The sequence below is a fragment of the Kiloniella laminariae DSM 19542 genome, from assembly GCF_000374005.1.
GTDB classification, from domain to species: Bacteria; Pseudomonadota; Alphaproteobacteria; order Kiloniellales; family Kiloniellaceae; genus Kiloniella; species Kiloniella laminariae.
This window is the reverse complement of the sequence record NZ_KB893134.1, coordinates 544,442-570,990: the sequence shown is the minus strand read 5'-3', so window position 1 is coordinate 570,990 and position 26,549 is coordinate 544,442. Positions and strand designations below refer to the sequence as shown.

Annotated in this window: 24 protein-coding genes and 2 riboswitches; of the genes, 7 read left to right on the top strand and 17 right to left on the bottom strand. The window is 52.7% G+C overall.

Features of this window, described 5'->3' with window-relative positions; all coding sequences use genetic code 11:
* Position 1: 1 nt before the first annotated feature.
* The 3 genes from B152_RS0102755 to B152_RS0102745 are packed head-to-tail and all read right to left on the bottom strand — an operon-like array spanning position 2 to position 2,218.
* Positions 2-631, bottom strand: coding sequence for a hypothetical protein (locus tag B152_RS0102755; RefSeq protein WP_020590851.1), 630 nt, complete (start codon positions 629-631; stop codon positions 2-4).
* The gene (cbiM, locus tag B152_RS0102750) at positions 618-1,415 is read right to left on the bottom strand and encodes a cobalt transporter CbiM (RefSeq protein WP_020590850.1); all 798 of its coding nucleotides are present in this window, start codon (positions 1,413-1,415) and stop codon (positions 618-620) included. The genes B152_RS0102755 and cbiM overlap by 14 nt, the downstream gene beginning before the upstream one ends.
* Before the next feature lie 14 nt (positions 1,416-1,429).
* Positions 1,430-2,218, bottom strand: a complete 789-nt coding sequence (locus B152_RS0102745; protein ID WP_020590849.1) for a DUF4198 domain-containing protein — start codon at positions 2,216-2,218, stop codon at positions 1,430-1,432.
* Between the two features lie 206 nt (positions 2,219-2,424).
* Positions 2,425-2,645, bottom strand: a riboswitch (cobalamin riboswitch).
* Positions 2,646-2,752: 107 nt separating this feature from the next.
* Here B152_RS0102745 and B152_RS24910 point away from each other — a divergent pair.
* Positions 2,753-3,328 (top strand): TetR/AcrR family transcriptional regulator, encoded by a 576-nt coding sequence (locus tag B152_RS24910; protein ID WP_020590848.1) that lies wholly within the window; start codon positions 2,753-2,755, stop codon positions 3,326-3,328.
* Between the two features lie 78 nt (positions 3,329-3,406).
* Positions 3,407-3,617: riboswitch (cobalamin riboswitch) on the top strand.
* Between the two features lie 123 nt (positions 3,618-3,740).
* Positions 3,741-4,532, top strand: a complete 792-nt coding sequence (locus B152_RS0102730; RefSeq protein ID WP_020590846.1) for a DUF4198 domain-containing protein — start codon at positions 3,741-3,743, stop codon at positions 4,530-4,532.
* A 91-nt stretch (positions 4,533-4,623) separates the two neighbouring features.
* Here B152_RS0102730 and B152_RS0102725 read toward each other — a convergent pair whose 3' ends face one another.
* The 7 genes from B152_RS0102725 to B152_RS0102695 all read right to left on the bottom strand — a co-directional run bounded on the left by B152_RS0102725 (position 4,624) and on the right by B152_RS0102695 (position 12,942).
* Positions 4,624-5,145 carry a CBS domain-containing protein gene (locus tag B152_RS0102725; protein WP_020590845.1) on the bottom strand — a complete coding sequence of 174 codons (522 nt, stop codon included), beginning with the start codon at positions 5,143-5,145 and terminating at the stop codon, positions 4,624-4,626.
* A 213-nt stretch (positions 5,146-5,358) separates the two neighbouring features.
* The gene (locus B152_RS22250; protein WP_083921778.1) at positions 5,359-7,200 is read right to left on the bottom strand and encodes a CocE/NonD family hydrolase; all 1,842 of its coding nucleotides are present in this window, start codon (positions 7,198-7,200) and stop codon (positions 5,359-5,361) included.
* Between the two features lie 165 nt (positions 7,201-7,365).
* Positions 7,366-8,943, bottom strand: coding sequence for an ABC transporter substrate-binding protein (locus tag B152_RS0102715; RefSeq protein ID WP_026261224.1), 1,578 nt, complete (start codon positions 8,941-8,943; stop codon positions 7,366-7,368).
* 103 nt (positions 8,944-9,046) lie between these two features.
* On the bottom strand, positions 9,047-10,066 hold the full coding sequence (locus tag B152_RS0102710) for an ABC transporter ATP-binding protein (protein ID WP_020590842.1): 1,020 nt from the start codon (positions 10,064-10,066) through the stop codon (positions 9,047-9,049).
* Positions 10,063-11,037, bottom strand: a complete 975-nt coding sequence (locus tag B152_RS0102705; RefSeq protein ID WP_020590841.1) for an ABC transporter ATP-binding protein — start codon at positions 11,035-11,037, stop codon at positions 10,063-10,065. The genes B152_RS0102710 and B152_RS0102705 overlap by 4 nt, the downstream gene beginning before the upstream one ends.
* Positions 11,038-11,041: 4 nt before the next feature.
* On the bottom strand, positions 11,042-11,968 hold the full coding sequence (locus B152_RS0102700; protein ID WP_020590840.1) for an ABC transporter permease: 927 nt from the start codon (positions 11,966-11,968) through the stop codon (positions 11,042-11,044).
* Positions 11,965-12,942, bottom strand: coding sequence for an ABC transporter permease (locus tag B152_RS0102695; RefSeq protein WP_020590839.1), 978 nt, complete (start codon positions 12,940-12,942; stop codon positions 11,965-11,967). Before B152_RS0102695 ends, B152_RS0102700 begins: the two co-directional genes overlap by 4 nt.
* 100 nt (positions 12,943-13,042) lie before the next feature.
* Here B152_RS0102695 and B152_RS0102690 point away from each other — a divergent pair, with 100 nt between their 5' ends.
* On the top strand, positions 13,043-13,945 hold the full coding sequence (locus tag B152_RS0102690; protein ID WP_020590838.1) for a LysR family transcriptional regulator: 903 nt from the start codon (positions 13,043-13,045) through the stop codon (positions 13,943-13,945).
* 88 nt (positions 13,946-14,033) lie between these two features.
* Here B152_RS0102690 and B152_RS24905 read toward each other — a convergent pair whose 3' ends face one another.
* Both B152_RS24905 and B152_RS0102680 read right to left on the bottom strand, forming a co-directional pair.
* Complete coding sequence (locus tag B152_RS24905) at positions 14,034-14,555, bottom strand: arsenate-mycothiol transferase ArsC (RefSeq protein ID WP_020590837.1); 522 nt, start codon at positions 14,553-14,555, stop codon at positions 14,034-14,036.
* A 97-nt stretch (positions 14,556-14,652) separates the two neighbouring features.
* A complete protein-coding gene (locus tag B152_RS0102680; RefSeq protein WP_020590836.1) occupies positions 14,653-15,543 on the bottom strand; it encodes a LysR family transcriptional regulator in 891 nt (296 codons plus the stop codon).
* A 129-nt stretch (positions 15,544-15,672) separates the two neighbouring features.
* Here B152_RS0102680 and B152_RS0102675 point away from each other — a divergent pair, with 129 nt between their 5' ends.
* Together B152_RS0102675 and B152_RS22240 are read left to right on the top strand one after the other, a co-directional pair.
* Positions 15,673-16,575, top strand: coding sequence for a DMT family transporter (locus B152_RS0102675; RefSeq protein ID WP_020590835.1), 903 nt, complete (start codon positions 15,673-15,675; stop codon positions 16,573-16,575).
* 195 nt (positions 16,576-16,770) lie between these two features.
* The gene (locus tag B152_RS22240) at positions 16,771-17,466 is read left to right on the top strand and encodes a GntR family transcriptional regulator (RefSeq protein WP_020590834.1); all 696 of its coding nucleotides are present in this window, start codon (positions 16,771-16,773) and stop codon (positions 17,464-17,466) included.
* Between the two features lie 76 nt (positions 17,467-17,542).
* Here B152_RS22240 and B152_RS0102665 read toward each other — a convergent pair whose 3' ends face one another.
* The 3 genes from B152_RS0102665 to B152_RS0102655 form a co-directional block, all read right to left on the bottom strand.
* Positions 17,543-19,582, bottom strand: a complete 2,040-nt coding sequence (locus B152_RS0102665; RefSeq protein ID WP_020590833.1) for an FAD-dependent oxidoreductase — start codon at positions 19,580-19,582, stop codon at positions 17,543-17,545.
* Positions 19,583-19,721: 139 nt separating this feature from the next.
* Positions 19,722-20,906 (bottom strand): mandelate racemase/muconate lactonizing enzyme family protein, encoded by a 1,185-nt coding sequence (locus B152_RS0102660; protein ID WP_020590832.1) that lies wholly within the window; start codon positions 20,904-20,906, stop codon positions 19,722-19,724.
* Positions 20,907-20,931: 25 nt separating this feature from the next.
* Entirely contained in the window at positions 20,932-22,524 is a 1,593-nt protein-coding gene (locus B152_RS0102655; protein WP_020590831.1) for a trimethylamine methyltransferase family protein, read from the bottom strand.
* A 99-nt stretch (positions 22,525-22,623) separates the two neighbouring features.
* Here B152_RS0102655 and B152_RS0102650 point away from each other — a divergent pair, with 99 nt between their 5' ends.
* Together B152_RS0102650 and B152_RS0102645 are read left to right on the top strand one after the other, a co-directional pair.
* Positions 22,624-23,547, top strand: coding sequence for a LysR substrate-binding domain-containing protein (locus tag B152_RS0102650; protein WP_020590830.1), 924 nt, complete (start codon positions 22,624-22,626; stop codon positions 23,545-23,547).
* A gap of 36 nt (positions 23,548-23,583) precedes the next feature.
* Positions 23,584-24,042, top strand: a complete 459-nt coding sequence (locus tag B152_RS0102645) for a methylglyoxal synthase (protein ID WP_020590829.1) — start codon at positions 23,584-23,586, stop codon at positions 24,040-24,042.
* A 41-nt stretch (positions 24,043-24,083) separates the two neighbouring features.
* Here B152_RS0102645 and B152_RS22235 read toward each other — a convergent pair whose 3' ends face one another.
* Positions 24,084-25,583: an alkaline phosphatase D family protein gene (locus B152_RS22235; RefSeq protein WP_020590828.1), complete on the bottom strand. Its 1,500-nt coding sequence runs from the start codon at positions 25,581-25,583 to the stop codon at positions 24,084-24,086.
* A 92-nt stretch (positions 25,584-25,675) separates the two neighbouring features.
* On the bottom strand, positions 25,676-26,293 hold the full coding sequence (locus tag B152_RS26600; protein ID WP_425402021.1) for a methyl-accepting chemotaxis protein: 618 nt from the start codon (positions 26,291-26,293) through the stop codon (positions 25,676-25,678).
* Between the last annotated feature and the right edge of the window lie 256 nt (positions 26,294-26,549).

Sequence of the window (26,549 nt, the reverse complement as noted above, 5' to 3'; positions counted from 1 at the left end):
TTTATTGATCCTTCACAGGCTTGCGCCGACCGAGCAGAAAAGATGCAATACCGAAGATGCCGAGGATATACCCGATCCCCCCCAGGATGTCCTGAAAGCGGCGTTCTTCTTTAAAAAGCGCGAGTTCCTTGCGCAACTTGCTCACTTCCTTGCCAACAACACTTTTGAGCAGTTCCTCATCCATGATCGTTCCCGATGCAACAGCAGGGGATGTCGGAGCCATACCTGCAGCCGCAGAATCACCGGCGTCCGCGACAGCAACTTGCTTCGCTGTCCCATCGGCCCCATTCAGTGTCTCGGGGAGTTCATCCGCAGTGACAACAAAACTCGCAATATGCCCGGCGCTCAGGTCAGCCCGAAAATGATGATCTACTCTTGCGGTGGCAATAAAGGTGAAAAAACCATCTTCGTCTGTAGTTGTCTCTCCCAGCTTGTTGCCATCAGCATCGCTGACAACGACCAGAACATCTCCAGCCATATCCCCGTTTGAAAAGCCGATTTCACCCTCGATCTTGTCACCATCAGGGTAGGCAGCAGAAATAATCTTGTGCGCCCAGGCGGAAGTGGCAGTGGTTACCCCCAGAAGAAGGGCAAGGCACAAACCAGGCAACTTTGTTTTATCGAACGGCATGTAACAGCTCCGGTTTGACTTTGGTGATCAATTGAATTGTTGCGGCTGTCAAAAGCCCCTCAACAGCCATGACAGGAAAATGGGCAACAATGACAAATTCGGCTGCTTTACCAAACTCTTCCCCCGACAGGGCAAGAGAGATCGCCACCATGACTGCCGTCAGGAAAATCGACAAGGAACCACCAAGGAACCCCCAGAAGCCTGCCACGGACAAGGTTCCACGCCGATAGAGGAAATACCCATAGGCCATCACAACAGCAAACAGGATCAGAGAAACGCTGTTAACCGTTACACTCCAGCTGCCCCCTTCAATCTGGTATAGCTGGTAAAGTGCGAAACCCGCCCAGATCGTGAGCAGGAAAAACACACCAAAAAGACCATCGGCAACCCGCTTTGCAAGTAAGTGCTTTTCAGCTGAAAGCCCCCAGCGGCAGAGGTAATATACCAACACGGCGGGGAAAGCGATGTTCACCGCGTTCACCCCAAGAACCGTAAGTCCGCCAAAACCGAAAAACACTGCCTGAAGCAAAAGGGCTACAGCCAGAGCCGGGAACGCAGCCCAACCCAGAATAATCCCGAGCAAGCCGTTCAGGATCAAATGAACGGAAGAAAAACCAAGGGGGACGTGAATCAGCGACGCCACAAAAAATACGGCAGAGAGAACCCCAACACGTGGCAAGTCTTCCGGTTCAAGTTTCTTAAGGCTGTAAGCAACGCCGGAGGCAGCCAAAAGACCGCCTCCAATCAGCACAGGATTTGAAAGGGCACCATCAACAATATGCATAGCGCACTCTCTTTCTAGTCAATATCCCGGGCCTGGATCCAGATCACCGCATCCTGTGACAGCTCTTTACCTTCATATTCCTTGTCCGGTCCCGCACCTAACGCAGCAAAGCCCCAGAACCCTGCTTTGGGCACACCAAAGGTAAAGGTTCCGGAAGCATCAGCACGCAGTGCATGAGCTGGTGATGAAATCAGAGCAGTTTCAGAGAAACGGTTTCTCTCCGGCTCCGCCGGAAAGTTCATGTATTCAATCTCAATTTCAGCAAAAGGTACTGGCTTGCCCTCGGACAGAACAACACCGGAAAAAGTTCCGCCCGCGATAACGTTATAAGGCTTACCAAGCGGGCGGATTTCCGTTTTCAGGCCCTGTTCACCGTCCCAGTCAGTCGGAAGATCTCCAACATTGATATAGGACTTTGTCAGTTGCTGGATATAGACATCTTCGCTGGCTTCATAATAGGGGGACGGCACCAAAATAAACACACTGTCACCAAGTCCGCGGAGCTTGAGTTCTGCCTCAAAGGCTTTTCCCGTGTTTTCACTACTGGTCCAGGTGATTTCCTTCAGATCGCCAAGCAGATCCGTCTTTTTACCCTTGTGGATCGAGTAAAATTCAAGCGGATTTCCCATTTCCATCACATGTCCGGAATCCGCCGGATGAGTAAAGGGCATTTTCAGAGTAACCGCACCGCCTTTTTCCAGCATAGTCTCAGGGGTAAAAAGCAGTTGGAAGTGTGCCTGCGCAGCAGACGTTAGAATAGTCGTTCCGGCAAGCAGAAGTCCGGCAAAGAAAACCTTGTTCATCTCGTTTCATACCCTTTAGCCCCCAGCAGCTCTGTGTAGGCTGGCGGCAACGTTCCTGATTGAGTCGCAGGATGAAGGGTGGCCACGAAAGACATCCCGCCATCCACAGAACCACCGGATCCTTCCGGAAGATTCTGTTTCGACAACTCGGCTCAAAGGCACGCCACAAACGGATGTCCGTCCCGATGGTGCTCCCCGCCCTTCGGTTTCGTGACGTTATGCTGGCAGGTCTCCTGGCTCGCGGGTCAATGCTCAATCATCAAACCTTCCCGGCCTATGGCCAGTGGTCGTCGCTGACGAGAGCTCACCGTTTACAGTTGCGGGGGCAGCCACAGCTTAGAGTCCCCTGATGGGCAGACTCCTCCGTGTTCCCTTTTAATCCCCGGGCGGCTTCACCCTTGGGGAACCATGCATGCGGCGCAGTCTATGCGGACAGGAAAAAAGTGGCAAGCTTCAACAAGGAGTTCTTGGAAAATTATCAAAAATAACCATACTACCCGGTATGCTTTTTTTTCAGAATAGTGACCTCGATAAATGACACCCGCTCTCCCCTCCGCCAGCAGCCTGAGCTGGCTTGCAACAGCTTTGACCCTCCTTGCACAGGAAGGCCCCTGGGCCTTGACCATTGCACGTCTCTGCAAGGAAATGAAGCTGACAAAAGGAAGTTTTTATCACCACTTCAAAGATCTGGAAGCATTCAAGCTGTCCCTTCTCGCCTTTTGGGAAAAAGACTATACCAGCGATCTCTTCGAAGCTGTGAAAGACGTGGAAGATCCCGAAGCGCAATATGAGATGCTCTTTACCCTGGCCTTCGAGAAAGATTTTGCCGCTGACATCGCTATGCGGACCTGGGCCCAATCCGATCCAGCAGTTCGCGGCTCTGTAGAAAAGGTCGACAATATACGCCTGGATCTCATGGCAAGTATGTATGAACGCGCTTCCGACCTGACACCCGAAGCCGCCAGAAATTATGCAGTGATCGACTATGCTGGCTATATCGGTTTCTACAGTCTTTTTCCCAACGCCAAAGATTCCTGGGCGAGAGATCTTGCCTCCATACAGACCCGTGCCCTGCTCGCCGACAGCAAAACAACACGCGGTATTCTATAGAAGCCGAATACAACACCACATCTCGCTCTGCCCAGAGCCGGACTTGGTAAATCCGCTTGACCCCCGGCCTTTACCCCAGCAAACTGCGCCCGTGTCGGTTGACCGGGCATAAATTCAGCCCGGTGATTAAAAGGGAATACGGAGGAGTCTGCCCATCAGGGGACTTTCAGCCGTAGCTGCCCCCGCAACTGTGTTCAGTCAGCTGGTTCTCACGGATACCAGAATCTCGGTTATCCAACGGTTCCGTCAAACTGTCAGTCAGGAAACCTGCCGCCATAACGTCACCAGTCCGATGAACGGGGTCTTTCATTGGGGCGGACCTTCCGTCGTGTGGCGTGCCTGTCGTTTGGCAGGGACGCCGGTAAAGTGCGTTCCTGTCGTTCTAATTAATCTTTTTGACAGAGCGCGAACCATGTTTTTTCCACGACACTCCATCCTGTTACTTGCAGGTTTTTTGGGAAGCATTTCCCCAGCCAGCGCCCATTTTCTGGAACTGGTACCATCAACTGCCCTCGTTACCAAAAGCGGGGAAAGCCAGCTGTCCTTTGACATCCGCTTTACCCACCCCATGGAAGGCGGTCCCTTGATGAATATCGAGCGTCTCGAGCGCTTTGGTGTACAAACAGTTGATGGAAAACAGGATCTGACCGGGCAGCTGGTCGCCGAAACCCTGCCCATGGCCTTAAACCCAGGGAAAGCCCAAAGCTATACTGCCGATTACAGTATTCGCCGGGCAGGAGACTATACTTTTTACGCCAGCCCCACCCCCTATTGGGAAGCAGAAGAGAAAACCATGATCATCCACCACACCAAGGTGATCGTGAATGCCTATGGTCTGGAAAACGGGTGGGAAACGCCAGTCGGACTCCCTGTCGAGATCATGCCCCTGAGCCGCCCCTATGGTCTCTGGACCGGAAATATTTTCTCGGGACAGGTGATGAAAAACGGAACTCCCGAAGGGAATGCGATCATTGAGATCGAATACCGTGGAGAGGGGAAAGTTAAAACCCCGGCAACCCCGTTTATTACCCAGACGCTCCGGGCAGATGCAAACGGTGTTTTTCACTATGCCATGCCCAAAGCGGGCTGGTGGGTTTTTGCAGCCCTGCTTGATACAGGAAAAACCCTTCCTGCTCCCGACGGAACCCAGGCACCAGTTGAAGAAGGCGGCCTGATCTGGGTTCACACCCGGAACATACCCTGATCACGTCATCTGACTTGATCAGGTAATACCTTTCACACTTCTGCGCTGGGACCACGAAATCCCAGCGCAGTCGTATTAAAGATCGGTATCGTTAACCTGCCATAAAAGCCATCATTTGCTGGTTTTCGTACTCCAGCTCCTGCAAGCGCTTCCTGACAACATCCCCGATAGAGATCATCCCGCAGAGTTTGCCGTCCACAACCACGGGCATATGTCGAAAACGCCCGTCTGTCATCTTCTGCATGACCTCATGAATCCGGGCATCCGGGCTACAACAGCTCGGGTCTGCCGTCATAATAGTACTGGCTTTTTTCTGGAACAACGCGACACCTTCGTCGCCAATTCCCTTGACCACATCACGTTCAGATACAATGCCTATCGGGCGGTTTTCCGCATCCGCGACAACCAGCGCGCCAATTTTGAAAGAATTGAGCATTTCAACCACTTCCTGGACCGTATGATCCGGACCTATGGTGTGAATGTCTCCCCCCTTGTCAGCGAGAACATCCTTGACGGCGCCGCCTGCTGTTCCCAGAAAATTGCCTGTTGTTTCAGTTCCTGAACCGCTATCACTCTGGAAAAGAGCGGTATTGAAATCACAGGAAAACACCATTACTGACCCTCCTCATTCTTCCTTGTTCAGCAAACTATAGCACAAGACCTTGTGGTTTATTAATCATGAATATCGAAATATTCCAGTACCTGTAAATTCTGTGTCGGTAAATTCTATGTCTTACCAGTCCAGCAGCAATTTTTAAGGCAGCACAGCCATATGCCTGACGCTATAAAACAGAAAAACCAAGCAATAACCATTTCAGCCCTGTTTTCACAAATGGAACAGGGGGACTCCCTCCTTGGTCTCAATTTTCAGCTTTATATCAGCAAGAGTGGTCCCTATTTCCGATTTCCAGTCCCCTGTTTCTGCTGGCATACTCCGCCCGGTACCGGTATTTACATCAAACCGCGGGAAATTTGCACCTGTAAGAAGCAGTAACAATTTGGAGCCCTTTTTCAGGCGATAAGCCGTTGTCATCAACCTGACCTGGAGATTGATCTTTTCACCCGGTGACAAAGCAAGACCTTTCCTTGCTGAATCCGCAAAGCGCGCCCGCTGAATGCCGTCAGTAATGTTTACCGCTGAAAAATCTCCGCTTTCCCCCAGATCTCTTTTTTCAAAAAGGAAGACAGCCAGATCGAAATCCAGAGCATCGGAACAAGCCTGACAGTCAAGAAAGGCTGTACCGGATATCACAAGATCTTCGGTTAGTGGCGCCGTTTCAAACACAAGAATATCCTGCCGATTGAAAGGCGAGTCAGGATCAGCCTTTCCAGAATAGAGAAACATGCCTCCTTCCATGATCGGCGCTCCAGAGGTAATTGCCCCCCCAATGGATCGAAAGGGATTATCCGGTCTCACAGTCAGAGAATATGCTCTGGAGGATACCTCTGTGATTGAAAGATCGACAGGGGTTTTCAAGACACCCTTTTCATCAGGATAAAACACCCGTTCTTCCGGTGCCGTCAGAGCTGTAGGGCTTGAAAGCCAGCGGCCTGACACATCCAGATGCCCACTGTGCCTTCTGGACCAGTCTCCCCCCCCCATTTCAAAATAGACATTTTCGCTTTGCCAGGGGCGTCCGGTTTTTCCAAGAGCAAAATCAAACCAGGCAAGACGCAACTCGGGAAAACTTCTACCTGTCAGATTATTCAACAAGGCCGTTGCTCCGAAATCAGCTGCTCCAGCATGACTTTGGTTTCGCCGCCCATGAAGCCAGGGCCCCATCAACAGTTGGACCGGGCAGGAAAACCTCTGACTCATTTCCTTGAAAAGGATATTCATTGACTGGGCATAGGGGTCATTCCAACTGCCAAGCAAAAACACGGGAACATCAGGAATCCGGTCAATCCAACGGTCGGCACAGGTCGCGGCACCCAACCATTCAGGTCGAGCCGTTTCCTGTTCCCAAAGATCAAGCAGATAGGCCTCGTATTCTGGTACAACAGCCAGTGGGGACTTCCCTCTCTGCCAATCCGCCTTCAGTACTTCCTCGGCTAAATCCAGTGATTCAAGATAGGTAACAGCTTCCCCATCCCCTTGATCAAGAGCATGTTGACGAGCGTGTTTGAACGCCCATGTAAGCTGCTTTAATTCAAATGCCCCACCGTAACGAACCGAGTGTTCATAGGCATCCAACAACCCGCCTGTATCGAGGAACATCGCTGAAAGCCCCGGCGCAGTGGCGCAGGCGGCTGCCAACTGGGTATGTCCACCATAAGACAGCCCCATCGAACAGATCCGTCCATCACACCAGGGCTGTTCAACAATCCAGGCATAGCTATCAAAGCCATCATCGGCTTCATTTATATATTTGGAAAAGATTCCTTCCGAGCCATGACGTCCCCTGACGTCCTGCATCACCACACCATATCCCCGGGCACAAAACCACCGCGCCAATTCCACACGTGTCAGGGAAACTCCGCTCTCCAGACAAATTTCCGATCCGGAAACACCTCTGCGGTTATAGGGGGTCCGTTCGATCAGGATTGGCCCGCAATAATTTTCCTCTGGCAGATAAACATCTGTTGCCAGAGTGATACCGTCGCGCATTGTCACCATTCTGGTGAATTCGTATGGCATCGCATGCGGGGGACAAGAATCACGCTCCATGGATCACAATGCCTCAGCAGTAAGGTTTCTCACGACACAGCCTTCTGTAAAATTAACCAGTTGAAAAATCGGATATCCGATGAACAGAGTTTTATCAGGAGGAACGGGGGCCAAAGTGGTCCCCGTCTCTATGCTCCCACTGACAGGGTCGCGGAGATCCCCTGATCAGCGAACCGGACTGAAGTCGGCTGCGAGAGTCCGTTCTACGGGGCCGCTTTTATACGCAACTCTGTTCGAATGGGCCCAGATCAGCTCTTCAAAGTAGAGCGGGAGAACTCCCTGCTCTTCAACAAACCCAATCGTTGCGGCTTCTTTGAGCAGCTGCTCTTTCTCATCATCATCAAAAGTTGCGGTTGCCCGGGCCATCACATCATCAAAAGCGGGGTTCGAAAAACGCCCACGGTTGAATGTGCCAATCCCCGCTTCCTTGTTATAGCTGGAAAGAACCTGTTCCAATCCACGGCTTGAATTGCCGGAAGTGGTTCCAAAACCGACAAGAAACACGCTGAATTCTCTTTTCGATGCCGACTTGAAATAAATGCTCTTCGGCATAGCCTCGACAGAGCTTTTCAACCCACCACGCGCAAAAAGCTGGGAAAGTGCCTGAATAACCTTGGCGTCATTTACGTAACGATCATTCGGTCCGTGGATGGTCAGCGAAAAACCATCCGGATACCCAGCTTCAGCCAACAGGGCTTTTGCCCCATCCACATCATAGGCAGGTGTCGGGATCTCCGGGTTGTAACCGATAAAGCTCTCCGGAACCATTTGACCTGTCGGTACAGCCCGACCATCCATGATATGTTCAACGATCCGGTTTCGATCGATTAGCAAGGACAGGGCTTTCCGTACGCGCTTGTCTCGCAACGGGTTGCTGATTTCTGCCCCGTCCATCCCCTTGATGAAAGGCGTCTTATCCCGGTCAGAATCCAGATGCAGATAGATCATCCTTCCCGAAATCGAACTGCTGATCTCCAGCCCGTCACGGGCCTTGACCACAGCAACATCCGAGGGTGGCACCTGATCAATTGCATCAACATCACCCGCCATCAACGTCGCAACACGTGAAGCAGCATTCGGAATATAGCGAATTACCACGTCCGAATAACCCGGGACTTCCCCCCAGTATTGCTCATTCGCCTTCAGTATCAGGCTTTCATTTGGCGTCCAGGAAACAAACTTGTAGGGGCCGGTTCCAATGGTAGCTTTGCCTGCGTCAAAATCGGCACTTTTGATGGTCACGCCCAGCTCGGAAGGAATAATATAAACACCACCGATCTGTTCCATGAAATCCGGGGCAGGTGCCTTGGTTGTGACCCTGAGTTTGTGATCACTCAGTGCTTCGATCGAGGCAATACTGGATACCAGGCTGATAAAGGAAGAAGGGGAATCCTCGACATTTGGAATTCTTTCGACTGACGAGATCACATCTGCTGCATCAAACGTGCTCCCATCATGGAAAGTTACACCCTGCTTTAGCTCGATTTCCCAGGTCGTCGGATTGATATTTTCCCAGGATGTCGCCAGCAAAGGACCCATCTGCATTTTTTCATCGACACTCACCAGTGTCTCAAAGATGTTCGATGCTGTATTTTGATTCGGCGACGTTCTCGAGAAATGCGGATCAACGGACTGGTGTTCACCCGCCAAGGCAAGCCGAAGAGTGTCGGCTGAGGCTGATGACAACAAGCCTGGCAACGCCAGTAATGCCATTCCTAGTACACATTTTTTTCTGGTTATCATGGTCTTGCTCCCTTCTGGTTCATGCTCGGAGCGGTTTTTCTCCGCACTTTTTTCAATTGGCTTTCTCAAGCCAGGCATCCCTTACGACTTTCCGTTCTTCATCTTATTTTGCGTGTTTCTCATCTGCTTGCCCCATGTCGAGATGACAGGCTGAAAAATGTCCGTCCCCCAATTGGCGCAGAGCCGGTTGCTCTGTCTTGCAACGGGGCATGGCATGGGGACAACGGGGGTGGAACTGGCAGCCTGATGGTGGAGAGAGTGGCGAAGGCAGCTCCCCGACAATTGGGGTGAAAATTCTCTTTTGCGCTTTCAGCTCTGGTGCTTCCGCCATCAACGCCTGGGAATAGGGATGATGGGGTTTTTCAAACAAAGTCGCTGTAGAAGCAGTTTCGACCACACGGCCAAGATAGAGAATCACAACGCGGTCAGCGATGTAGCGCACCACATTGAGATCATGGCTGATGAAAACAGATGCAAAGGAAGCGTTTTGTCGCAACTCGACCAACAACTCCAGGATCTGTGCCTGGATGGAAACATCCAGAGCCGCAACCGCCTCATCAAAAACAACACAGGCCGGATCAACTGCCAGTGCCCGGGCAATACCGACTCGCTGCCTCTGACCACCTGACAAGGCATGCGGGAAACGATCGATGAAATCAGGCTTCAGACCGACACGTCCCATTGCTTTGATTGCTGCATCTCGGGCATCTGCCTTGGCAACAAGTCCGTGCGAGACAGCGGCTTCAATGACAGTCTCCCCCACTCTTCTTCGCGGGTTCAGGCTGGTATAGGGATTCTGGAAAACCATCTGTAATTTGAACCTGGCACGGCGCGCTTCTTCGACAGGTAGCGTCGCTATATCTTTACCTTCAAACAGAACTTTCCCGGATGACGGGGCCAGAAGCTGCACGGCAACCCGGCCAAGGGTCGACTTGCCGCAACCAGACTCACCGACGATACCAACCGTTTCGCCGCGGTTCACCACCATCGACACGTTATCAACTGCCACCAGATTTTCCAGTGGCCGTCCGACCCCCAGCCGCCGTGCCAGCGAGTCGAAGGCGCCATCATTCCGGGTAAAGACCCGTGATACATCACAAAGCTCAAGAAGTGTCGTGCTCATGAATGTGCCCCCTCTTGCAACGGATAGTGACAACGGGCATGGGTCAGCTCGGGTCCTCGCGCTTCTGGTCGCTCAAGATCACAGTGATCCCTTGCCAAAGGGCAACGGGGTGCAAATGCACAACCGGTAAACTCACCGAGAAGGTTAGGAGGGAACCCACGCAATATCTCGAGCTTTTCACGTCCCGGCACAGGAATGGCCCCCATCAGGGCCCGGGTGTAGGGATGATTTGGCTGTTCGATAATCGAGGCGGTTGATCCGGATTCAACTATCTGTCCGGCATACATCACCATTACCCGGTCTGCCAGCCCCGAGAGCAAAGACATGTCATGACTGATCCAGATTACAGCAGTTCCGTTCTGGGCCGCCATTTTCTGTACTTCGGCCAATATCTGTGCCTGGATCGTCACATCAAGTGCCGTGGTCGGTTCATCCGCAATGATGATGTCAGGCTTGTTCAGAAAAGCCGTCGCAATCACCACACGCTGGCGCATACCGCCGGAAAACTCATGGGGATAGGCTTTAAGACGCTCCGCTGGTTTTGGGATACCAACCATCTCCAGCGCCTCGATAGTTCTGGCTTTTGCTACGCTACGGGATACTTTCTGATGGGCCAGAACCGCCTCCATCATCTGCTCTCCGATTGTCAGTACCGGATTCAATGACACCATGGGATCCTGAAAGATCATTGCGATACGGTTTCCCCTTATCGTTCGTAAAGCTTCAGCAGGCAGCCGGGTGATATCTTTTCCAGCAAAGGAGACAGATCCACTGGCAACACGAGCGGGAGGATCAAGCAGGTTCAGCAACGCGAAACCCATCATCGATTTGCCGCAGCCTGATTCCCCTACAACACCGAGGATTTCTCCCGGGTAAAGATCAAAGCTGACATCCCTGACGATACGGGCAATCTTTTCGTCAGAAACCACCTCGGTACAAAGTCCGGAAACAGCTAAAATCGGTTCAGCCATGTTCCTAGCCCCTTTCTTTCGGATTAAGGATACGGCGCAGGCGATCCCCGACAATGTTGACGGTAAAGATCAGTAAAACCAGAGCCAGTCCCGGATAGATCAGTTGCCAGGCATGACCGGAAAGAATCTCTTTGGATCCATTTGCGATCAATAGCCCCAAAGACGGTGCTTCGATCGAAACTCCAAGCCCAAGGAAAGATAATGATGCCTCGATCGCCGCGGCATGGGCCAGTTGCAGAGTAAAAACAACAAGCAGGGGAGGCAGGCTATTCGGCAGGAGGTGCACAAGAATGAGACGGTGGACCGGAAGTTCAAGGCACCTGGCCGCCTCTATGTACTCCTGCCCCATCTGCACAAGAGCAACGGATCGGGCTGTGCGTGCATAATAGGGCCACTGCGCAAGAACCAAGGCAATAACCAGATTGAAATAGCCTGCACCGAAGATCGACATAATAACCATTGCTACCAGAATCGTCGGAAAGCCAAGCTTGATATCAACCGCCCGCATGATCAGCGTATCTGTCATTCCTCTGAAGTAGGCTGCAGCCAACCCCGCCAGGGTACCGATGGCAAGCGCCAGCAGTGCCGCGATACCGCTGATCGACAGGGAGGTTCTAAGCCCATAGAGAATCGCTGAATAGAGATCCCGTCCGAGAGCATCACTGCCTAGCAGATAAACAAACCGTCCATCGCCTGACATTGAACCGGGGGCAAGATTTGCATCGAAGAAATCGACCTGGGCATTGTCATAGGGATTTTGCGGGGTGATCAGCGGCGCGGATATCGCGGCCAGAATCAGCAGCAGGAAAATGACAAGACACAGCAGGGAAAATACACTCTGTCGCCGAAGCAGATCAAACAGGCTGCTCAGGAACGAAACCTTTTCCTGCTCCCCGGCAACAGGGCTTTTCCTGGTTTTGGAAAGACTCATGATTTGCTCCCGCTGATTTTTATCCGCGGATCCAGCAGGGTGTAGAGCACATCCACAACCACATTGATCAGGATAAACATAGCAACCACGACCAGCAGATAACCGACGATTACCGGACGATCATTCAGACGGATAGAATTGATCAGCAGTTGCCCCATGCCTGGCCAGTCGAAAACGGTCTCTGTAATGATGCCGTATGCCAGAAGGTTCCCCAATTCCAGCCCCAGAACCGTGACCAGAGGAATCTGGATATTCCGAAAAGCATGCCGCAGCAGGATGCGGCGATTGCTCAAACCCTTGGCCCGGGCATAGCGGATATATTCGCTCGACATTACTTCCTGAATTGACGAACGCGTCAGACGGACAATCAAGGCGGCGTTAAAAAGGGCCAGATTAAAGGCAGGTAGAAAAATATGCCGCCACCCATCTGCTGTTGCCAGACTGCTACCGACACCCAGAAACTGGTCAACTTCTCCCCTGTCGCCCGCAGGCAGCCAGTTCAGCCATACCGAGAAAAACAGAATGAACAACAGCCCCTGCCAGAAGTTCGGTAGGGAAAAGGCAAAAATAGAGCCGTTCATAATCGCATGATCAGCCCACTTGTCAGCGTAATACCCTGCGATCAATCCAAGGGGAATCCCCATGACCAGCGCAAAAAAGAAAGCAACCAGCCCCAGCTCGACAGTCGCAGGCAACCGCTGAAGGATCAGCTGGATTGTAGGCTGGTTATAGACGAAAGAATCACCAAGATCCCCCTGGAGCAACCCGATCAGATAGATCCGGTATTGCGTCCAGATAGGCTGGTCCAGCCCCAGAGCCGCACGGGCTCGCTCGATGTCTTCTACAGTAGAGTCAGGAGAAACAAGCAATTCGATCGGATCGCCAATGGCATATACGCCCATAAAAATGAGCAGCGACACCAAGAGCAGAACGAATATCGCCTGGATCAGTCTTTGTAATAGATATGCGGCCATCTGTGCCTCCCTGTGTTCAAGAGGTACGACGAACAATATCAATCGTCAATCTTACTAGAATATGTCATAACTCTATCGTATTTTGAGATAGAGTTATGACATGACCCAACCTTCTATTGCCCAGGTAAGTGCTTTCTTTGCCGTCTACACACACGGCTCTACTGTCAAGGCAGCCAAAGCGCTAGGCAAATCACAGTCCATTGTCTCGGCGAACATTTCACGGCTGGAAGATTCTCTGGGTGGAGTCCTGTTTGAAAGAGCCAATGGCCGTCTTCATCCTACCGAAAGAGCAACCGCCTTGGCTTCACACGCCAGAAGTCTGCTTGAGGCCTACCAGACTTTTTCAGCACAGGGGAATAGCGGAGGGCAGAAACGTTTTGTGATCGCCGCGCCTCGTTCTCTGAGTATGACCTTCCTGCCGGGAATCGCGAAGAACCTTCAGCAAAACAACCCTGGCCTGCTCCTGGCCTTACAGTTTCTCCCCTACCAACAGATCATCAATGATGTCGCCGAAGGTATTGTCGATGTTGGCATCACCAAACTTCCGGTGCTTGATGACAGGGTACTCGTTCATCCTGTCTGTGATGCCCCCTCTGTTGTGGTGATGCCAAAAGCCCACCCCTTGGCCTCAAAGGAACAGTTAAAACCGACGGATATTGGGCAAACACCCATGATCAGACTGGGAAGCGGACTGGAGTATTGGGAAAAGATAGAACTGGCCTTCAATGATGTCGGAATCCGTGCCAACTTCACCATCGAGGTCGGCGGGGTCGGACCAGCCTGCCGCATGGTCCGGGAAGGCATGGGTATTGCCATTGTCAACCAGCTGATGGCGGCTGAATATCTCCAGATTCTCGATCTGACATCCCGTCGCTTCAGCCCGGCTGTGGTACATCAATTCGCCTGGGTCAGTTCCCCTTTTTCAGAAAACACCAGATTGATCCGCCAGTTCGGCGGCGCCTTGAAAAAGGGGATGGCATCTCTCGGGTTAAAAAATTCCTGACATGAATTCCTGATATGAATTTATTCTAACCAAGATGCCTCTCGACCAATTCCTTTCTCCGGATAAGTTCCAAAACCGGGAAGAGTCTTCAGGCGTAAACCAGGTTCGATCCAGCGAGACCCGCCACTTGAAACAGCCGCTGGATATCACGGGTGGTCAAATCATCCCAACTGGGCTGTAGAACTTGCCGAATGGCTCCCCCCAGTGTCGAAAAAGACGACGCCAGCGCTCCTCTGCCAAGCTGCTCAGGCGCTGCCTTCGTTACAAGGGATAAATCCCAGTGCACCCTCAAGGCTCCAACAGGCCCGAGAACCGTCCTTGCCGAAGAAGACCTCTCCCTCGCAGAAGATATATTAACCACCAGGTCAACATGCGGTGCCCCTTCTTCTGTGAACAGGCGAAGTGATTTCGAAAAAAGCTCACCAGAATCATGCCCCAGATCATCAAGCAGTCTGGTCACTTCTNGCGCGATAATCCCAGCAGGATGTGTGCCAGCACTGAATGCCCGTACTTGTTTTCCGCCGAGATCCCGCAAAAGCACCTCAGCCATCGGACTTAGAACCGCATTATCCTCACAAAGGAAAAGAACGTGTAATGGAAAGGATTTCATCAGTGTTTCCTCTCTGGAGAATCACAGCCAAAACAAGTGCCGCAGACAAATGTTCTCTCAAAAGAGGTATCAAGCGCATGAAGACGGCATGACTCTTTTATGAAGAAAAAACCTCGCGCAGCTGTCCCATCACAGATCTGATTGCCGGCACGAAGCGAAGATCGCCATGAACAATGAGATAGAGGCTAACCTCGAGATCAGGAATATCCGGCGTCAAACGCACCAGATCGGGATTACAGTCACCCACAGCCACAGGAAGCAGCCCCACACCTTCCCCTTGCTTCAACAAAGCCTCCATCATCATCGCGTGATTAATTCGGATCATCGGTTTGATAGAGGGTAATTTTGTTTTCATCCAGGCCGCATCCGGCTGATAGCTATGCTCATCATCCCAGCCTATCCAGCGTGTCTCGTTGCGTCTTGCCCAGTTCTGCAGATTTTCATCATCTTTAAGCGGTGCCACAGAGCTCTTTACTGAACCATAAACAGCAAAAGACATCTCGGTCAGCTTTTGCCCATAAAGATTTCCCCGGTTTGGTTTACAAAAACGAATCAGGAGATCCGCCTCCCGTCGCGACAGGCTGGCCTCGATATGTGTTGTTACCAGCTCCAGCTCAATCCCAGGCAGAGCCAGTCTTATCTCTCCCACCCGGTCGACCAGCAGCATCGCTGCCTGTTCGTTCATGGAGATCCGCACACAACCCACAGACTCCTCACTGAGCAAAGCACTATGACGCGTCAGGGTTTCAGCTGCTTCCGCCATGGGGAAAGCCTTGCTCGCGAGGGAAACCGCCGCTTCAGTAGGGGATAGACCTTCCGCCAAACGCTCAAACAGGCGATTGTTGAGAATCTGTTCCAGTGACTTGATGCGCCGACCAATAGTTGGCTGGCTCACCCCCAGGCTCCTAGCCGCAGCCGAAAAGGAACGCGCCTCATAAACCGCTAAAAAAACCCTGATATCATCCCAGTCATATCCTGTTTTCAACATAATCACGCCTGTACAATTATGAATGTCAGTAATTCATATTAATTAATTTAATTCATAATTGTACAGGCCTATCCTCAATCCTGAAATGGCCATCTGACAATTTCAAAGCGAGAAACTCAGGAAAAAGCAATGTACATCGCCCTTGTCAAAAATAACCCGACTGTCCAGGCTATGCTGGCTGTGCTGCTCGCAGCCTTGCTGTTTTCCTGCATGTTTGCTTTTCCCAAAAGCGCCGAAGTTTCCCTCCCCTGGTATCAAATCGTCTTTATTCGCTATTGTGGCGGCCTATTATTTTTACTGCCCGCGGCCATCACCTGGAAATCCCGGGGTAACAGCCTGAAAAGCAAGTACGCTTTTGTTCATTTTGGGCGGATGCTGGCAGGAATTGGATCAGTCGCCTGTGTTGTCATAGCGGCAACACAGATTGCGCTGGTCGATGTGATAACCATCAGTTTCTCCAAAGGTGCAATCGTCTTGTTGCTTGCTGGTGTGCTGCTCGGTGAAAAGGTTTTTCCTCGCCACTGGTTTGCTGTCGCAACCTCTATTGCTGGCGCCGTTCTTGTTGCCTATGGCAGTCGTAATGGCGACAGTCAAAATCTGCTTCACCCCGCATCTCTCATCGCCTTGCTTGGTACCTTTTGCATGGCAGCAGAAATCATTATCATCAAGTTCGTCAGTCGGCGCGAAGCAATTCCCATTACCTTGCTTTATGTAAACGGAATGGCGACAGCGCTGCTCGCGGTTCCTTCGCTGCTTTGGGGGCACTGGGGCGATCTGGCGGACTGGTGGCCAATCTTGCTTATGGGCCCGATTGCCATCGTCGGCCAATCACTCAACCTCTTCGCCTATAGAAAAGTTGATGTGATCCTTCTTACCCCTCTGAGCTACAGCTCCATAGCCTTTTCAGCAGTCATCGGCATTCTCGCCTTTGGGGAACCCTTGCGCTGGACCACTGTCATCGGCGCAACAGTGATTATTACCGGCAGCCTGATCGGGCTGGAATGGCGCAAAAGACAACTCGCAGCTTCCTGAAGCTCTTTAATCCAGGCAGACACCTTTCCTTTTCTCGCCTCTTCTCCAGAGCAGATGTTTGACTTAAACTCCTCCAGTTGCCATATCATGAAACAATCACACGCTTTACAGGGCAGGTCCTTCTCGGGCTCTGACCTGGGTACAGAACTGTTTATTCATCTGAACTAGAGCCCCCAATGGAGACTGGATCAATCAATGAGTTTTGACGCTCCGGCACTCAAACAACTGGCACTACGATTTCGAAACGACACTGTTTCTACCCCAGTCTTTGTTTCGGATGTTCTGCGTGAAGCAATTATTTCCGGTGTTCTTTCGGCACACAGCCTGATCCGCCAGGACAGCGTTGCAGACGTTCTTGTCGTCAGCAAGATTCCGGTTCGCGAAGCCTTGCGGACGCTTGAAGGAGAGAACCTGGTCCAGTTTGAAAGAAACCGCGGTGCCCGTGTCCTGCCTGGGTCGATTGAAGAGATGAACGAGATATTCGAACTGAGAAAAATTCTCGAGCCACACCTGCTTCGCCAGTCAATTCCGAACCTGACTCCGCGGGATACCAGAGAAGCTCATTCTCTGGTCGAGCAGGAAGCAATCAGCAATGACCCGGAAAAACTTGGACAGTTGAACCGGCAGTTCCACGAGGTTATCCTCTCCGGAGCCAGAGACACACTTGGTTATCGTTTCCTCTCGATCCTCTACAATGCCTCTGAACGTTACCTCCGGCTCCATCGCCGGGAGTCAGAATCCCGCTCCCGCAGTAATACAGAACATCGCAAACTGGCTGACGCCTGCCTTGCCCAGGACGGTGCACTGGCTTCAGAGTTACTGCTGCAACATCTGGAAGCCGCCCGACTGGTCATTCACGGGAAGCTTGTCGCGGATCTTCCACACTCCTGAGCCTGATATAAGCCCCTGTCTGTTCCACTTCAAAAACCAGAGCGGAACAGACAGATAACTCGAAACCTCTCCCTTCTCAGATATCCTTTACCAGACGCAGGGCATCATAGATCGCAGCGTGGGTATTTCGGGCGGATACTGCATCTCCGATCCGGAAGAGCTGGTAGGTTCCAGCAGGATTATTCTGCAGGCCCTGGGGTTTTCCGGCGATCAGTGCTGCCTGATCAACGGCCCCGAGATTGGCAGAGCCCGATTTGAGATCAAAATAGAGATCATCCAGCGGAATGGTGCCATGATTGACCACGATCTGATCAAAACTGCGTTCCTTGCGCAGATCACTGTAGTCACTTCCCACAACAGCCAGCAGCTCATTCCCCTTGCGGCTCACCGCCAGCAAACGGTAGGTCACAGTAAAAATGACATCCTTGTCCTGCATGGCGCGCATATAGGGCACCAGATTCATCGCCATCACATCCGGTGCAAAGCTGCGATCCGGCGTCATGATTTCCAGCTTCGCCCCGCTTTCGAGAATTTTCTCTGCCGCCTGCAGCCCGGCATGATCCCCGGCATCATCATAAACCAGAACATTCTGTCCCGGCTTGACATCGCCCGAGAGAATATCCCAGCTTGAAACCACCAGATCATTGCCCTGTTCCAGAACCTCAGTATGGGGCAGGCCACCAGTAGCAATGATTACCACATCCGGGTTTTCTGCGATAATGTCTCCCGTCTCGGCCCAGCTGTTAAAACGGAATTCCACATCCCTGGCGGCACACTGAGCCATTCGCCAATCGATGATGGAAATCATCTCGCTCCGCCGCGGGGTCTGGGCTGTGAGCCTGATCTGTCCGCCCGGCTGGGACGCGGCTTCAAAAACCGTAACGGCATGCCCCCGTTCAGCCGCAACTCTTGCTGCTTCAAGCCCGGCAGCGCCAGCACCAACCACCACCACTTTCTTAAGTTCTCTGGCGCGGGGAATAACATGTGGCATGGTCAGCTCACGCCCCGTGGCCGCATTATGAATACAAAGCGCATCTCCGCCCTGATAGATCCGATCGAGGCAATAGGTTGCCCCGACACAGGGCCGGATGTCGTGCTCCCGCCCTTCCATAATTTTCTGAACGATATGGGGGTCAGCCATATGGGCACGGGTCATGCCCACCATATCAATCAGGCCCGCTGATACCGCGTGCCGCGCTGTGGCCACATCGGGGATTCGCGCCGCATGGAACGTCGGCATTCCTGTGGCTGCGCGCACCTGCCCGGCAAAGTCCAGATGCGGGGCGCTGCGCATTCCCTGCACCGGAATAACATCCGTCAAACCCGGATCGGTATCAATCCGGCCGCGAATAACGTTCAGAAAATCCACCAGCCCGGAATTCTTCAGGCGTTTGGAAATCTCTATTCCCTCTTCTGCCGAGATACCATCCCCGACCACCTCATCCGCTGTATAACGAATACCAACAATAAACTCCTGCCCAACCCTCTCCCTGATAGCCCCCAGAACATCCATTGAAAAACGCATCCGGTTTTCCAGATCCCCACCATAAGCCCCCTCAAGGGTGTTGGTCCGGGGGGACCAGAACTGGTCCATCAGATGGCCGTAGGCTTCAAGCTCGATCCCGTCCAGTCCGGCTGCCTGCATTCGCTCTGCCGCATCGGCATAGTCGGAAACAATCCGTTCGATATCCCAGTCTTCCATTTTCTTGGGGAAGGCACGGTGTGACGCCTCGCGGTGATGCGACGGCGATACAGCGGGTAGCCAGTCCCCTTTGTTCCAGCCGGTGCGTCGCCCCAGATGGGTCAACTGAATCATCACGGCACAGCCATGTTCATGACAGGCATCCACGACCCGTTTCATATGCGGGACAACCTCATCCTTATAGGCAAGGATATTGTTAAACACCGGCGGACTGTCCCGGGACACAGCAGCAGAGCCTGCGGTCATGGTCATGGCAATTCCGGCTCTGGCCCGTTCTTCATGATAGGCCCGATAGCGTTCCTTGGGCATGCCATCCTCAGGATAGGCCGGTTCATGACTGGTGGTCATGATCCGGTTTTTGAGGGTGAGGTGTTTCAGTTTATAGGGCTGCAACAAGGGATCGTTACTGGCCAATTTATACTCTCCTGCTTTTTTCACATGCCCGAGGCAAAAAGTACTCCGCCCGGGTTTTCAGATAATCTCGATACACCCCTGCCCACAATCAGGCGCTTAGGTATGACTTCCCTATTTCAACCTGTTAATTCATCAACAGTTAATTCAATGGCAGTTGCCGAAAGCGCCCCGGATTATGGGGGTCATTAAAATGGCTCATGGGGCCATGATCAATAAAATGCTGATGCCACCGCTGCAGGGCATCCGGGTCCAGCGTCACCCCCAGGCCCGGCAGTTCCGGAACCCGAACTGTATTGTTCTTCTGGCGGAAGGGCCCCTGCTCAATGACGTCACCCGTCTGCCAGCGGAACAGAGACTGCGAGGGTTCCGTTATCCAGGGAGTCGCCGCAACAACATGCAGATAGGCCGCAGTCATAATGCCGAGATCATTTGAATAACACCAAAACCCCTTTCCCATGGCTTCACAGGCAGCAACAAACTTCATTGTTTTCGCGATCCCGCCGAGCGCGGCAAAGTTACAGACAAAATAATCCGGCGCCCCCAGGGCCACGGCCCGGCGTAAATCAGGAACATGGGTCGAAAAGGGAATGATTGAATGCTTGCGCAGTTCGGCCATCTCTTCAAAGGTTGCAACAGGATCTTCATAATTCCGGATGTTGTATTGCTCGATCTCCCTCAAAACCCAGCGCGCCGTCGTCAAGGACCACTGCATATTTGAATCAAGCCGCAGCATGGCATCCGGCCCCAAAGCTTCACGAAGCAGCCGGACAGTCCGGATTTCCAACTGAGGGTCGCCAAGAATAAGCTTGCCCTCAAAATAGCTGGAGCCGTGCTCCTCTTTCATTCGCAGACAGTAATCGACAATCGCCTCCGGCGTCATCTCTCCACCCGCGCCGTCATTTTTGGGCCGAAAGGCAAAGTACTCCGTAAAGGGAATATCTTTTCTCACAGCCCCACCCAGCACCTTGTAGAGAGGCATATCCATAACCTTGCCCCGGATATCCCAAAGCGCAAGTTCCAGAGCACCAAAAGCGATCGTGATCGCATTCTCTCCCGTATTGGCCGTAATCTGCCAGGGAGGCACACAGCGGGCTTCACACTCTGCCAGATCCAGCGGGTCAGCCCCGATCAACAGCGGCGCGATATCCTGCTTGATCACTTCCCCCAGATGCCACCAGGGCGCTTCCCCCAAGCCAACCACTCCCTCGTCGGTAAAGACTTCGACAATCGATTTGGAAGCCCCCGGATACAATCCTGCTGACCACCAGAACGGCGCATCAAAGGGAACATTTACATGGGTTACTTTAATGTCAGTAATCTTCATACTGGTTTCTCGTCAAAGCTGCAGATCAGTACCAGGCATCGGTCATCTCGCTCTTCCTTCGCGCGACAAAATCCAGCAGGGCCTCTTCTTTGTCCTGATCCATATGCGGTGCCTGATAGTCTGCCAGAATCTGTTTCCATTTCCGGTTGGCCCTGATCCCTGCATCTTCTCCGCCCTGTTCACTCCAGCTTTCAAAGGGCTGGTCATCATTGAGATCCGTATCCCAATAAGCCGTTTGATAATGCGCCAGGGTGTGGGCTGTCCCGAACATATGCTGACCGGGTCCTCCCTCGCGCAGAGAATCAATGCCAAGGGTATCATCATTCACTTCAAAACCATTGAGATAGGCATGCAGCGCCCCGCAGATATCGGTATCCATGACAAACTTTTCATAGGACATGGACAAAAGCCCATCCAGAAATCCCGCCGAGTGGAGAATATAGTTTGCCCCGCCCTGAATGGCTGACATCATCGACATCATCCCCTGTGTCGTTGCCTGACCATCCGGCAGTTTTGAAGTGGCAAAATTACCCGCACAGCGCAGCGGCAACTTCAGGCGCCGGGCAAGCTGCCCCATAACCAGACTGCCCAAAGCAGGTTCAGGTGTGCCAAAAGTGGGACTGCCTGACCGCAAAGACAAAGACGAGAGGAACGAGGCCAGAATCGCGGGTGCGCCCGGGCGGACAAGCTGGGTCAGAGCGCAGCCAACCATGGATTCTGCCAGCCCCTGTGCAACAGCCCCCGGCATTGTCACGGGTGAAACTGCACCACCGAGCAGAAAGGGCAGATGGATAGAGCCCTGTCCCGCTTCGGCATAAGCGCGGATGCCCCTGGTTGAAACCCCGTCCCAGACCAGTGGTGAAGTCGAATTAAAGTTGCCCATGATCACGCAGTTCTGCGCGACAAAATCAGTGCCAAAGAGAACCCGGCACATCTCGATGCTGTCCTCTGCACGCTCTGGTGCCGTAATCGAGCCGAGAAAGGCACGATCCGAATAGCGCATATGGGCCAGAACCATATCCAGATGACGCTTGTTGACCGGGACATCCGTTGGTTCACAGATCGTCCCGCCGGAATGGTGCAACCAGGGGCTGGATTGCGCCAGCTTGACAAAATTCTCGAAGTCCTCAATCGTTCCGTAACGCCGTCCCCGGTCCAGATCCATAACAAAGGGTGATCCATAGGCCGGCGCAAAGACCATGGCATCTCCGCCAATATCCACGGAATTAGCCGGATTGCGGGCATGCTGGGTAAAACGTTCCGGCGCCGTCTTCAGGATTTCCCTGACCATGCCCGGTTCAAATTTAATGTTCCAGATATCCTCGGATATCGGGGTGACTTGACCCCCGGCTTTTTTGAACAGGGCGACCGTTTCAGGATCCTCTCTGAACTCTATACCGAGCTCTGCAAGAATAGTATCTGCCGCCTGTTCGATTTTGATCAGGCTCTCTTCGCTGGCCAGATCATAGGTCGGGATTTTCCGCGTGATAAAAGGCGTCTTGAGGTGGCTGTTCTGCTCCCCGCCCCCGGCTCGGCTTGCGCGCCGTGCCGCGCGCCCGCGCTGTTTTACAGGAGCCAGTCGTTCTGCTTCTTTTATACACCCGAGTTCCCTGTCCATAACCTGCGTCACCCTTTTCAATAGCGGTATACACACGTTATACTTATGCAATATAGTTGTGACGCCTTATAATTCTTACTCTTTGCCCAAGTTAAATTTATGCGAAAACTTAAAAATCTTATTCAGTCCCCGACGGCCCTTTTTTCATTTGAGGCCGCAGGTCGGCACCTGTCTTTTGCCAGAGCCGCCGAGGAATTGAATGTCAGCCAGGCCGCTGTCAGCTATGCCATCAAGCAGCTTGAAAGTGCTCTGAACACCCCGCTTTTCTACCGCGGGCACCGATCCGTACAGCTAACTGAAGCCGGACAACGCTTTCACAGCGACGTTACCATGGGGCTGGGGCACATTCACAGATCTGCCCAGGAACTCTCCAGATCAGAAAGTGATCGCAACGTCACCCTGTCCTGCTCGACTGCCTTTGCCAACTACTGGCTGGTTCCCCGCCTGGCATCCTTTAGCCAGCATCATCCTGATATCGACATACGAATGCAGACAACGGACAAGGATGTTGACCCCGCTGCAGAGGAGATTCCCTTGGGCATCCGGCGCGGGAACGGGGTCTGGCCTGGTCATGATGCCATCCAGATCGCCAAAGAGGTCGTCTATCCTATCGCCAGTCCGAAATACCTCTCAGCATATGGAACACCCAAAACCCCTCAGGATCTGGCAAAACATCGTCTGCTTCACCTCGAAGAACCCTATCGGGATCGCCCGAACTGGGACACCTGGTTCAAGGTCAAAGGCATGGCGTGGGAAGACAACAGGGATGGACTGCGCTTCAACGACTATGCCCTTGTTATACAAACCACTCTTGCCGGAGGGGGCATTGCGCTGGGGTGGTGGCATCTGGTCGATCATCTCGTCCATCATGGTCTGCTCGAACTGGTCGATGATCAACCCGTGGATTTCGGTGAAAATTTCTGGGTGCTCTGGCCCAACCATAAACCGTTGAGCCCTCAGGCCGAAAAAGTACGCGACTGGCTTATTTCAAACCAAGAATCCTTGGACAGCGAGCAATATTAACGCGATATTATATCTGAAAGAACAAGGAGATACCTGATGCCTTCGAACCAGGACAGCGGTTCCAAACGTACGATTGCCATGGTGGCCCATGACAAGATGAAACCCGTGTTGCTTGAATGGGCCATGGAAAACCAGGATCTGTTACGGAACTTCAGGATCGTCGCAACAGGCACAACCGGGCGTGTCCTTTCGGAAAATCTCAAGGGTGTTGATATCGAGTGTTTTAAAAGCGGCCCGCTGGGAGGGGACCTGCAAATCGGCGCCATGATATCTACCGGCGATCTGGAAGCCCTGTTTTTCCTGGTTGACCCGATGACACCACAGCCCCATGACGTCGATGTCAAAGCCCTGATCCGGATTTCCACGCTTTATGAAACCCCTGTCGCCTGTAACCGGACCACGGCCGACTTTGTCCTGCGCGGGATCACCGATCCCGCTTATGTCAGACGTCCGGCACACCCGATGATCGAGGCTTACGTCCAGCGTTCCGTTTGATAGCTATCATCTGTTGATATAGGCCGCTACAAAGTCAGGACTTACTCGGAAAGGATGGGGTGGACAACCTTGGTGATCACCTCTTCTTCCCCCTCAACATACCAGTTTGCCCACAGGCGGGACTGGTCATCCGGCTCCAGACTCAGGAAATTTCGCGCCAGCATGTACTTGGCCCGTTTGGTTGGCAGCTCCATCATACGGGCCGTTATCCCCTGCACCACTGTTTCAACTTCATCGCTCAGTCTATTTAGAAGCCATCCCATCAGTTTCGGTGGTGCGGGATGCACAATACCCGAAGCGGTCAGCTGGTTGATGACCTTTTCGCGTCCCTGACCCGAAGCTCCCCTTTCGTTTTCAATTACACCGAGGCAGGCAACATGAACATCGCCTGACAGGATAGTCACCCGGCAGCTTTTTTTCTCCATCAGGTCAAACATTCTGTGGATTGTCCGCAGACGTTCCTTGCGATGCGGCGGGCTCTGCCAGTGGTCCCTCAGGTCATCCTCCAGTTCCTGATCCCCCGGGAACCAGCCAAACAGGCTTTCCAGACGACCAAAGTCAGCATGGACAATCGGTACTGGCGCAACAAACAGCAGATGTTTTGGACCATTTTCTTGAGCTGAATCACAGTTTTCCAGCCAGCTCCAGATCCTGTCCCAACTTTCCCGTGACAAAACCTGTTTCTGACTGCGTTCACTGCGGGCATCCAGCGAAAGGATCAGATAATTTCCGGCCCGCAAGACGGTACTGTATCCGGCCGTACCCAGACTACCGGGGTGCTGTTCGCCCCCGACATCCGGCAACTGTTGCTGGAACACCGCAAAATGCCTTCGCGCCTCTTCGTAAATTCCCTGATAGACAGGACAGTTCTGGTCTTCAGGGGCGTAGGATCCCCAGCCGTCAAAGATATCGTGATCATCCCACATCATTACTGTGGGGATAGTTGCCAGAGCCTCGCTGACCTCGGACTGTTTCCAGCGCAGACAATAGAGCTCAAAATAAAACCGCTCGACCTGGGACCGCATAACTGCAGTGAATTTGCGCGCACGCCGCTCAAGACGGGGCAGTTCAACCCACTTTTTAATGTCGGGGCATTTTTCCCAGATCTCATCTGCATAGATCTGGTCTCCGCCCATGATCATCAGATTATAGGAAGTATTGCGATGCTGGTTCAGCAAGACTTTCCACATGCCGTTCTTGTCATCGACTTTCTTGATTTCACTCGGTGCCGAGAAACCATTACAGGAAACAAAAACCATCTGGGGATCAGCTCCTGCGGCAGGCACGCTGAAGCTCCAGCTTTTTCCATCAAAACCATAGGTGACCTGCCCTGGCGCAGCGTCCAGGTCGACCCGCAGGTCAAAGCGATAAACGATCTGTTCTTTGAAGCTGAGCAGTTCTTGAACAGCACCCCGCTCAGCCCTGCCAGAGACAATTTCAAGGTCAGGTACTCCCCCACTGGTGACGAGAAGAACCGATACACTCCAGTGAATTCGTGAAGTATTGCGCAAGCTTAACACCGGCCCCAGAATCAGTTTCATGACAGCACTCCCCTTGATTGTATTGAACGGAGAATACTACATATAAAAGCGATCAGTGACGACTGTTAAGCTTGCAAAACCGATCAGGAAGATCAGATCGGTGACGAGGCCGCCCGCATGATATTCATCAGATCATCGCGCATATGAGACAGGGCATTTTTAATATGTGTTGATGCCTCATGAAGCTGCTGGGTCGCATTTCCTGTCGTGTGAGAAGCTTCCTGCATTGCACTGCTGCTGCCTGAAACCCGGTTGGCATTCTCCAGACTGTCCTCCACAAAGCGGGCGATGGTATTCGCGGCATTGCTCTGTACATCAAACAATTGAACAACCCCCTGCATTGACTGCTCGACTTCCTCTATACGTCCCTCAACCTGACGAATGTTTGTTGCGGTTTCCTGAGAGACTTCACATATCGCCCGAACACGCTGGGCAATGGCCTCTGTGGCCTGTGATGTTTCAGCTGACAGCTTTTTTACTTCCCCGGCAACCACGGCAAAGCCCGCCCCTGCTGCACCGGCCCGGGAAGCTTCAATCGTGGCATTCAACGCCAGCAGGTTCGTCTGGGCGGCAATTTTCTGGATCATATCGACAATACCTTCGACCTGGACTGCGGTTTCATGCAGGCGGTGAACCGTCGTATTTGCAGTTCGGGTTTCCCCTGTGGCCAGCAGGGTTAAATCCCGCTGATGCTGCACAGCACGAGTCATTTCCTCGCTACAGGACAACAGGTTTCGGGACAGATCCATAACCTCCCCCGCCATCCGGGCATTCACGCCCGCCAGATCCGTAGCTTCGCCCGCCCTCAAGGTGGCGCTTGAGGCAAAACTCTGCAGCTGGTCAGACATGGTCATCAATGTATCAGCATGTACAGTCACGTCTCGAACGCTTGAGTTCATCCCGCTCTCCAGTTGAGAGGCAACCAGAGTCAGACGTTCTTCCATGGCAAGCTGTATCCGCAACCGC

Excerpts from the sequence above, each read along its gene's own strand:
- B152_RS0102745 (WP_020590849.1), bottom strand. The coding sequence starts at position 2,218 with ATGAACAAGGTTTTCTTTGCCGGACTTCTGCTTGCCGGAACGACTATT.
- B152_RS0102710 (WP_020590842.1), bottom strand. The coding sequence starts at position 10,066 with ATGAGCACGACACTTCTTGAGCTTTGTGATGTATCACGGGTCTTTACC.
- B152_RS22250 (WP_083921778.1), bottom strand. The coding sequence starts at position 7,200 with ATGGAGCGTGATTCTTGTCCCCCGCATGCGATGCCATACGAATTCACC.
- B152_RS0102690 (WP_020590838.1), top strand. The coding sequence starts at position 13,043 with ATGACCCAACCTTCTATTGCCCAGGTAAGTGCTTTCTTTGCCGTCTAC.
- B152_RS24910 (WP_020590848.1), top strand. The coding sequence starts at position 2,753 with ATGACACCCGCTCTCCCCTCCGCCAGCAGCCTGAGCTGGCTTGCAACA.
- B152_RS0102725 (WP_020590845.1), bottom strand. The coding sequence starts at position 5,145 with ATGGTGTTTTCCTGTGATTTCAATACCGCTCTTTTCCAGAGTGATAGC.
- B152_RS26600 (WP_425402021.1), bottom strand. The coding sequence starts at position 26,293 with ATGACTCGTGCTGTGCAGCATCAGCGGGATTTAACCCTGCTGGCCACA.
- B152_RS0102660 (WP_020590832.1), bottom strand. The coding sequence starts at position 20,906 with ATGAAGATTACTGACATTAAAGTAACCCATGTAAATGTTCCCTTTGAT.
- B152_RS0102655 (WP_020590831.1), bottom strand. The coding sequence starts at position 22,524 with ATGGACAGGGAACTCGGGTGTATAAAAGAAGCAGAACGACTGGCTCCT.
- B152_RS0102695 (WP_020590839.1), bottom strand. The coding sequence starts at position 12,942 with ATGGCCGCATATCTATTACAAAGACTGATCCAGGCGATATTCGTTCTG.
- B152_RS0102650 (WP_020590830.1), top strand. The coding sequence starts at position 22,624 with ATGCGAAAACTTAAAAATCTTATTCAGTCCCCGACGGCCCTTTTTTCA.
- cbiM (WP_020590850.1), bottom strand. The coding sequence starts at position 1,415 with ATGCATATTGTTGATGGTGCCCTTTCAAATCCTGTGCTGATTGGAGGC.
- B152_RS0102715 (WP_026261224.1), bottom strand. The coding sequence starts at position 8,943 with ATGATAACCAGAAAAAAATGTGTACTAGGAATGGCATTACTGGCGTTG.
- B152_RS0102730 (WP_020590846.1), top strand. The coding sequence starts at position 3,741 with ATGTTTTTTCCACGACACTCCATCCTGTTACTTGCAGGTTTTTTGGGA.
- B152_RS0102705 (WP_020590841.1), bottom strand. The coding sequence starts at position 11,037 with ATGGCTGAACCGATTTTAGCTGTTTCCGGACTTTGTACCGAGGTGGTT.
- B152_RS0102645 (WP_020590829.1), top strand. The coding sequence starts at position 23,584 with ATGCCTTCGAACCAGGACAGCGGTTCCAAACGTACGATTGCCATGGTG.
- B152_RS22235 (WP_020590828.1), bottom strand. The coding sequence starts at position 25,583 with ATGAAACTGATTCTGGGGCCGGTGTTAAGCTTGCGCAATACTTCACGA.
- B152_RS0102700 (WP_020590840.1), bottom strand. The coding sequence starts at position 11,968 with ATGAGTCTTTCCAAAACCAGGAAAAGCCCTGTTGCCGGGGAGCAGGAA.
- B152_RS22240 (WP_020590834.1), top strand. The coding sequence starts at position 16,771 with ATGAGTTTTGACGCTCCGGCACTCAAACAACTGGCACTACGATTTCGA.
- B152_RS0102755 (WP_020590851.1), bottom strand. The coding sequence starts at position 631 with ATGCCGTTCGATAAAACAAAGTTGCCTGGTTTGTGCCTTGCCCTTCTT.
- B152_RS0102675 (WP_020590835.1), top strand. The coding sequence starts at position 15,673 with ATGTACATCGCCCTTGTCAAAAATAACCCGACTGTCCAGGCTATGCTG.
- B152_RS0102680 (WP_020590836.1), bottom strand. The coding sequence starts at position 15,543 with ATGTTGAAAACAGGATATGACTGGGATGATATCAGGGTTTTTTTAGCG.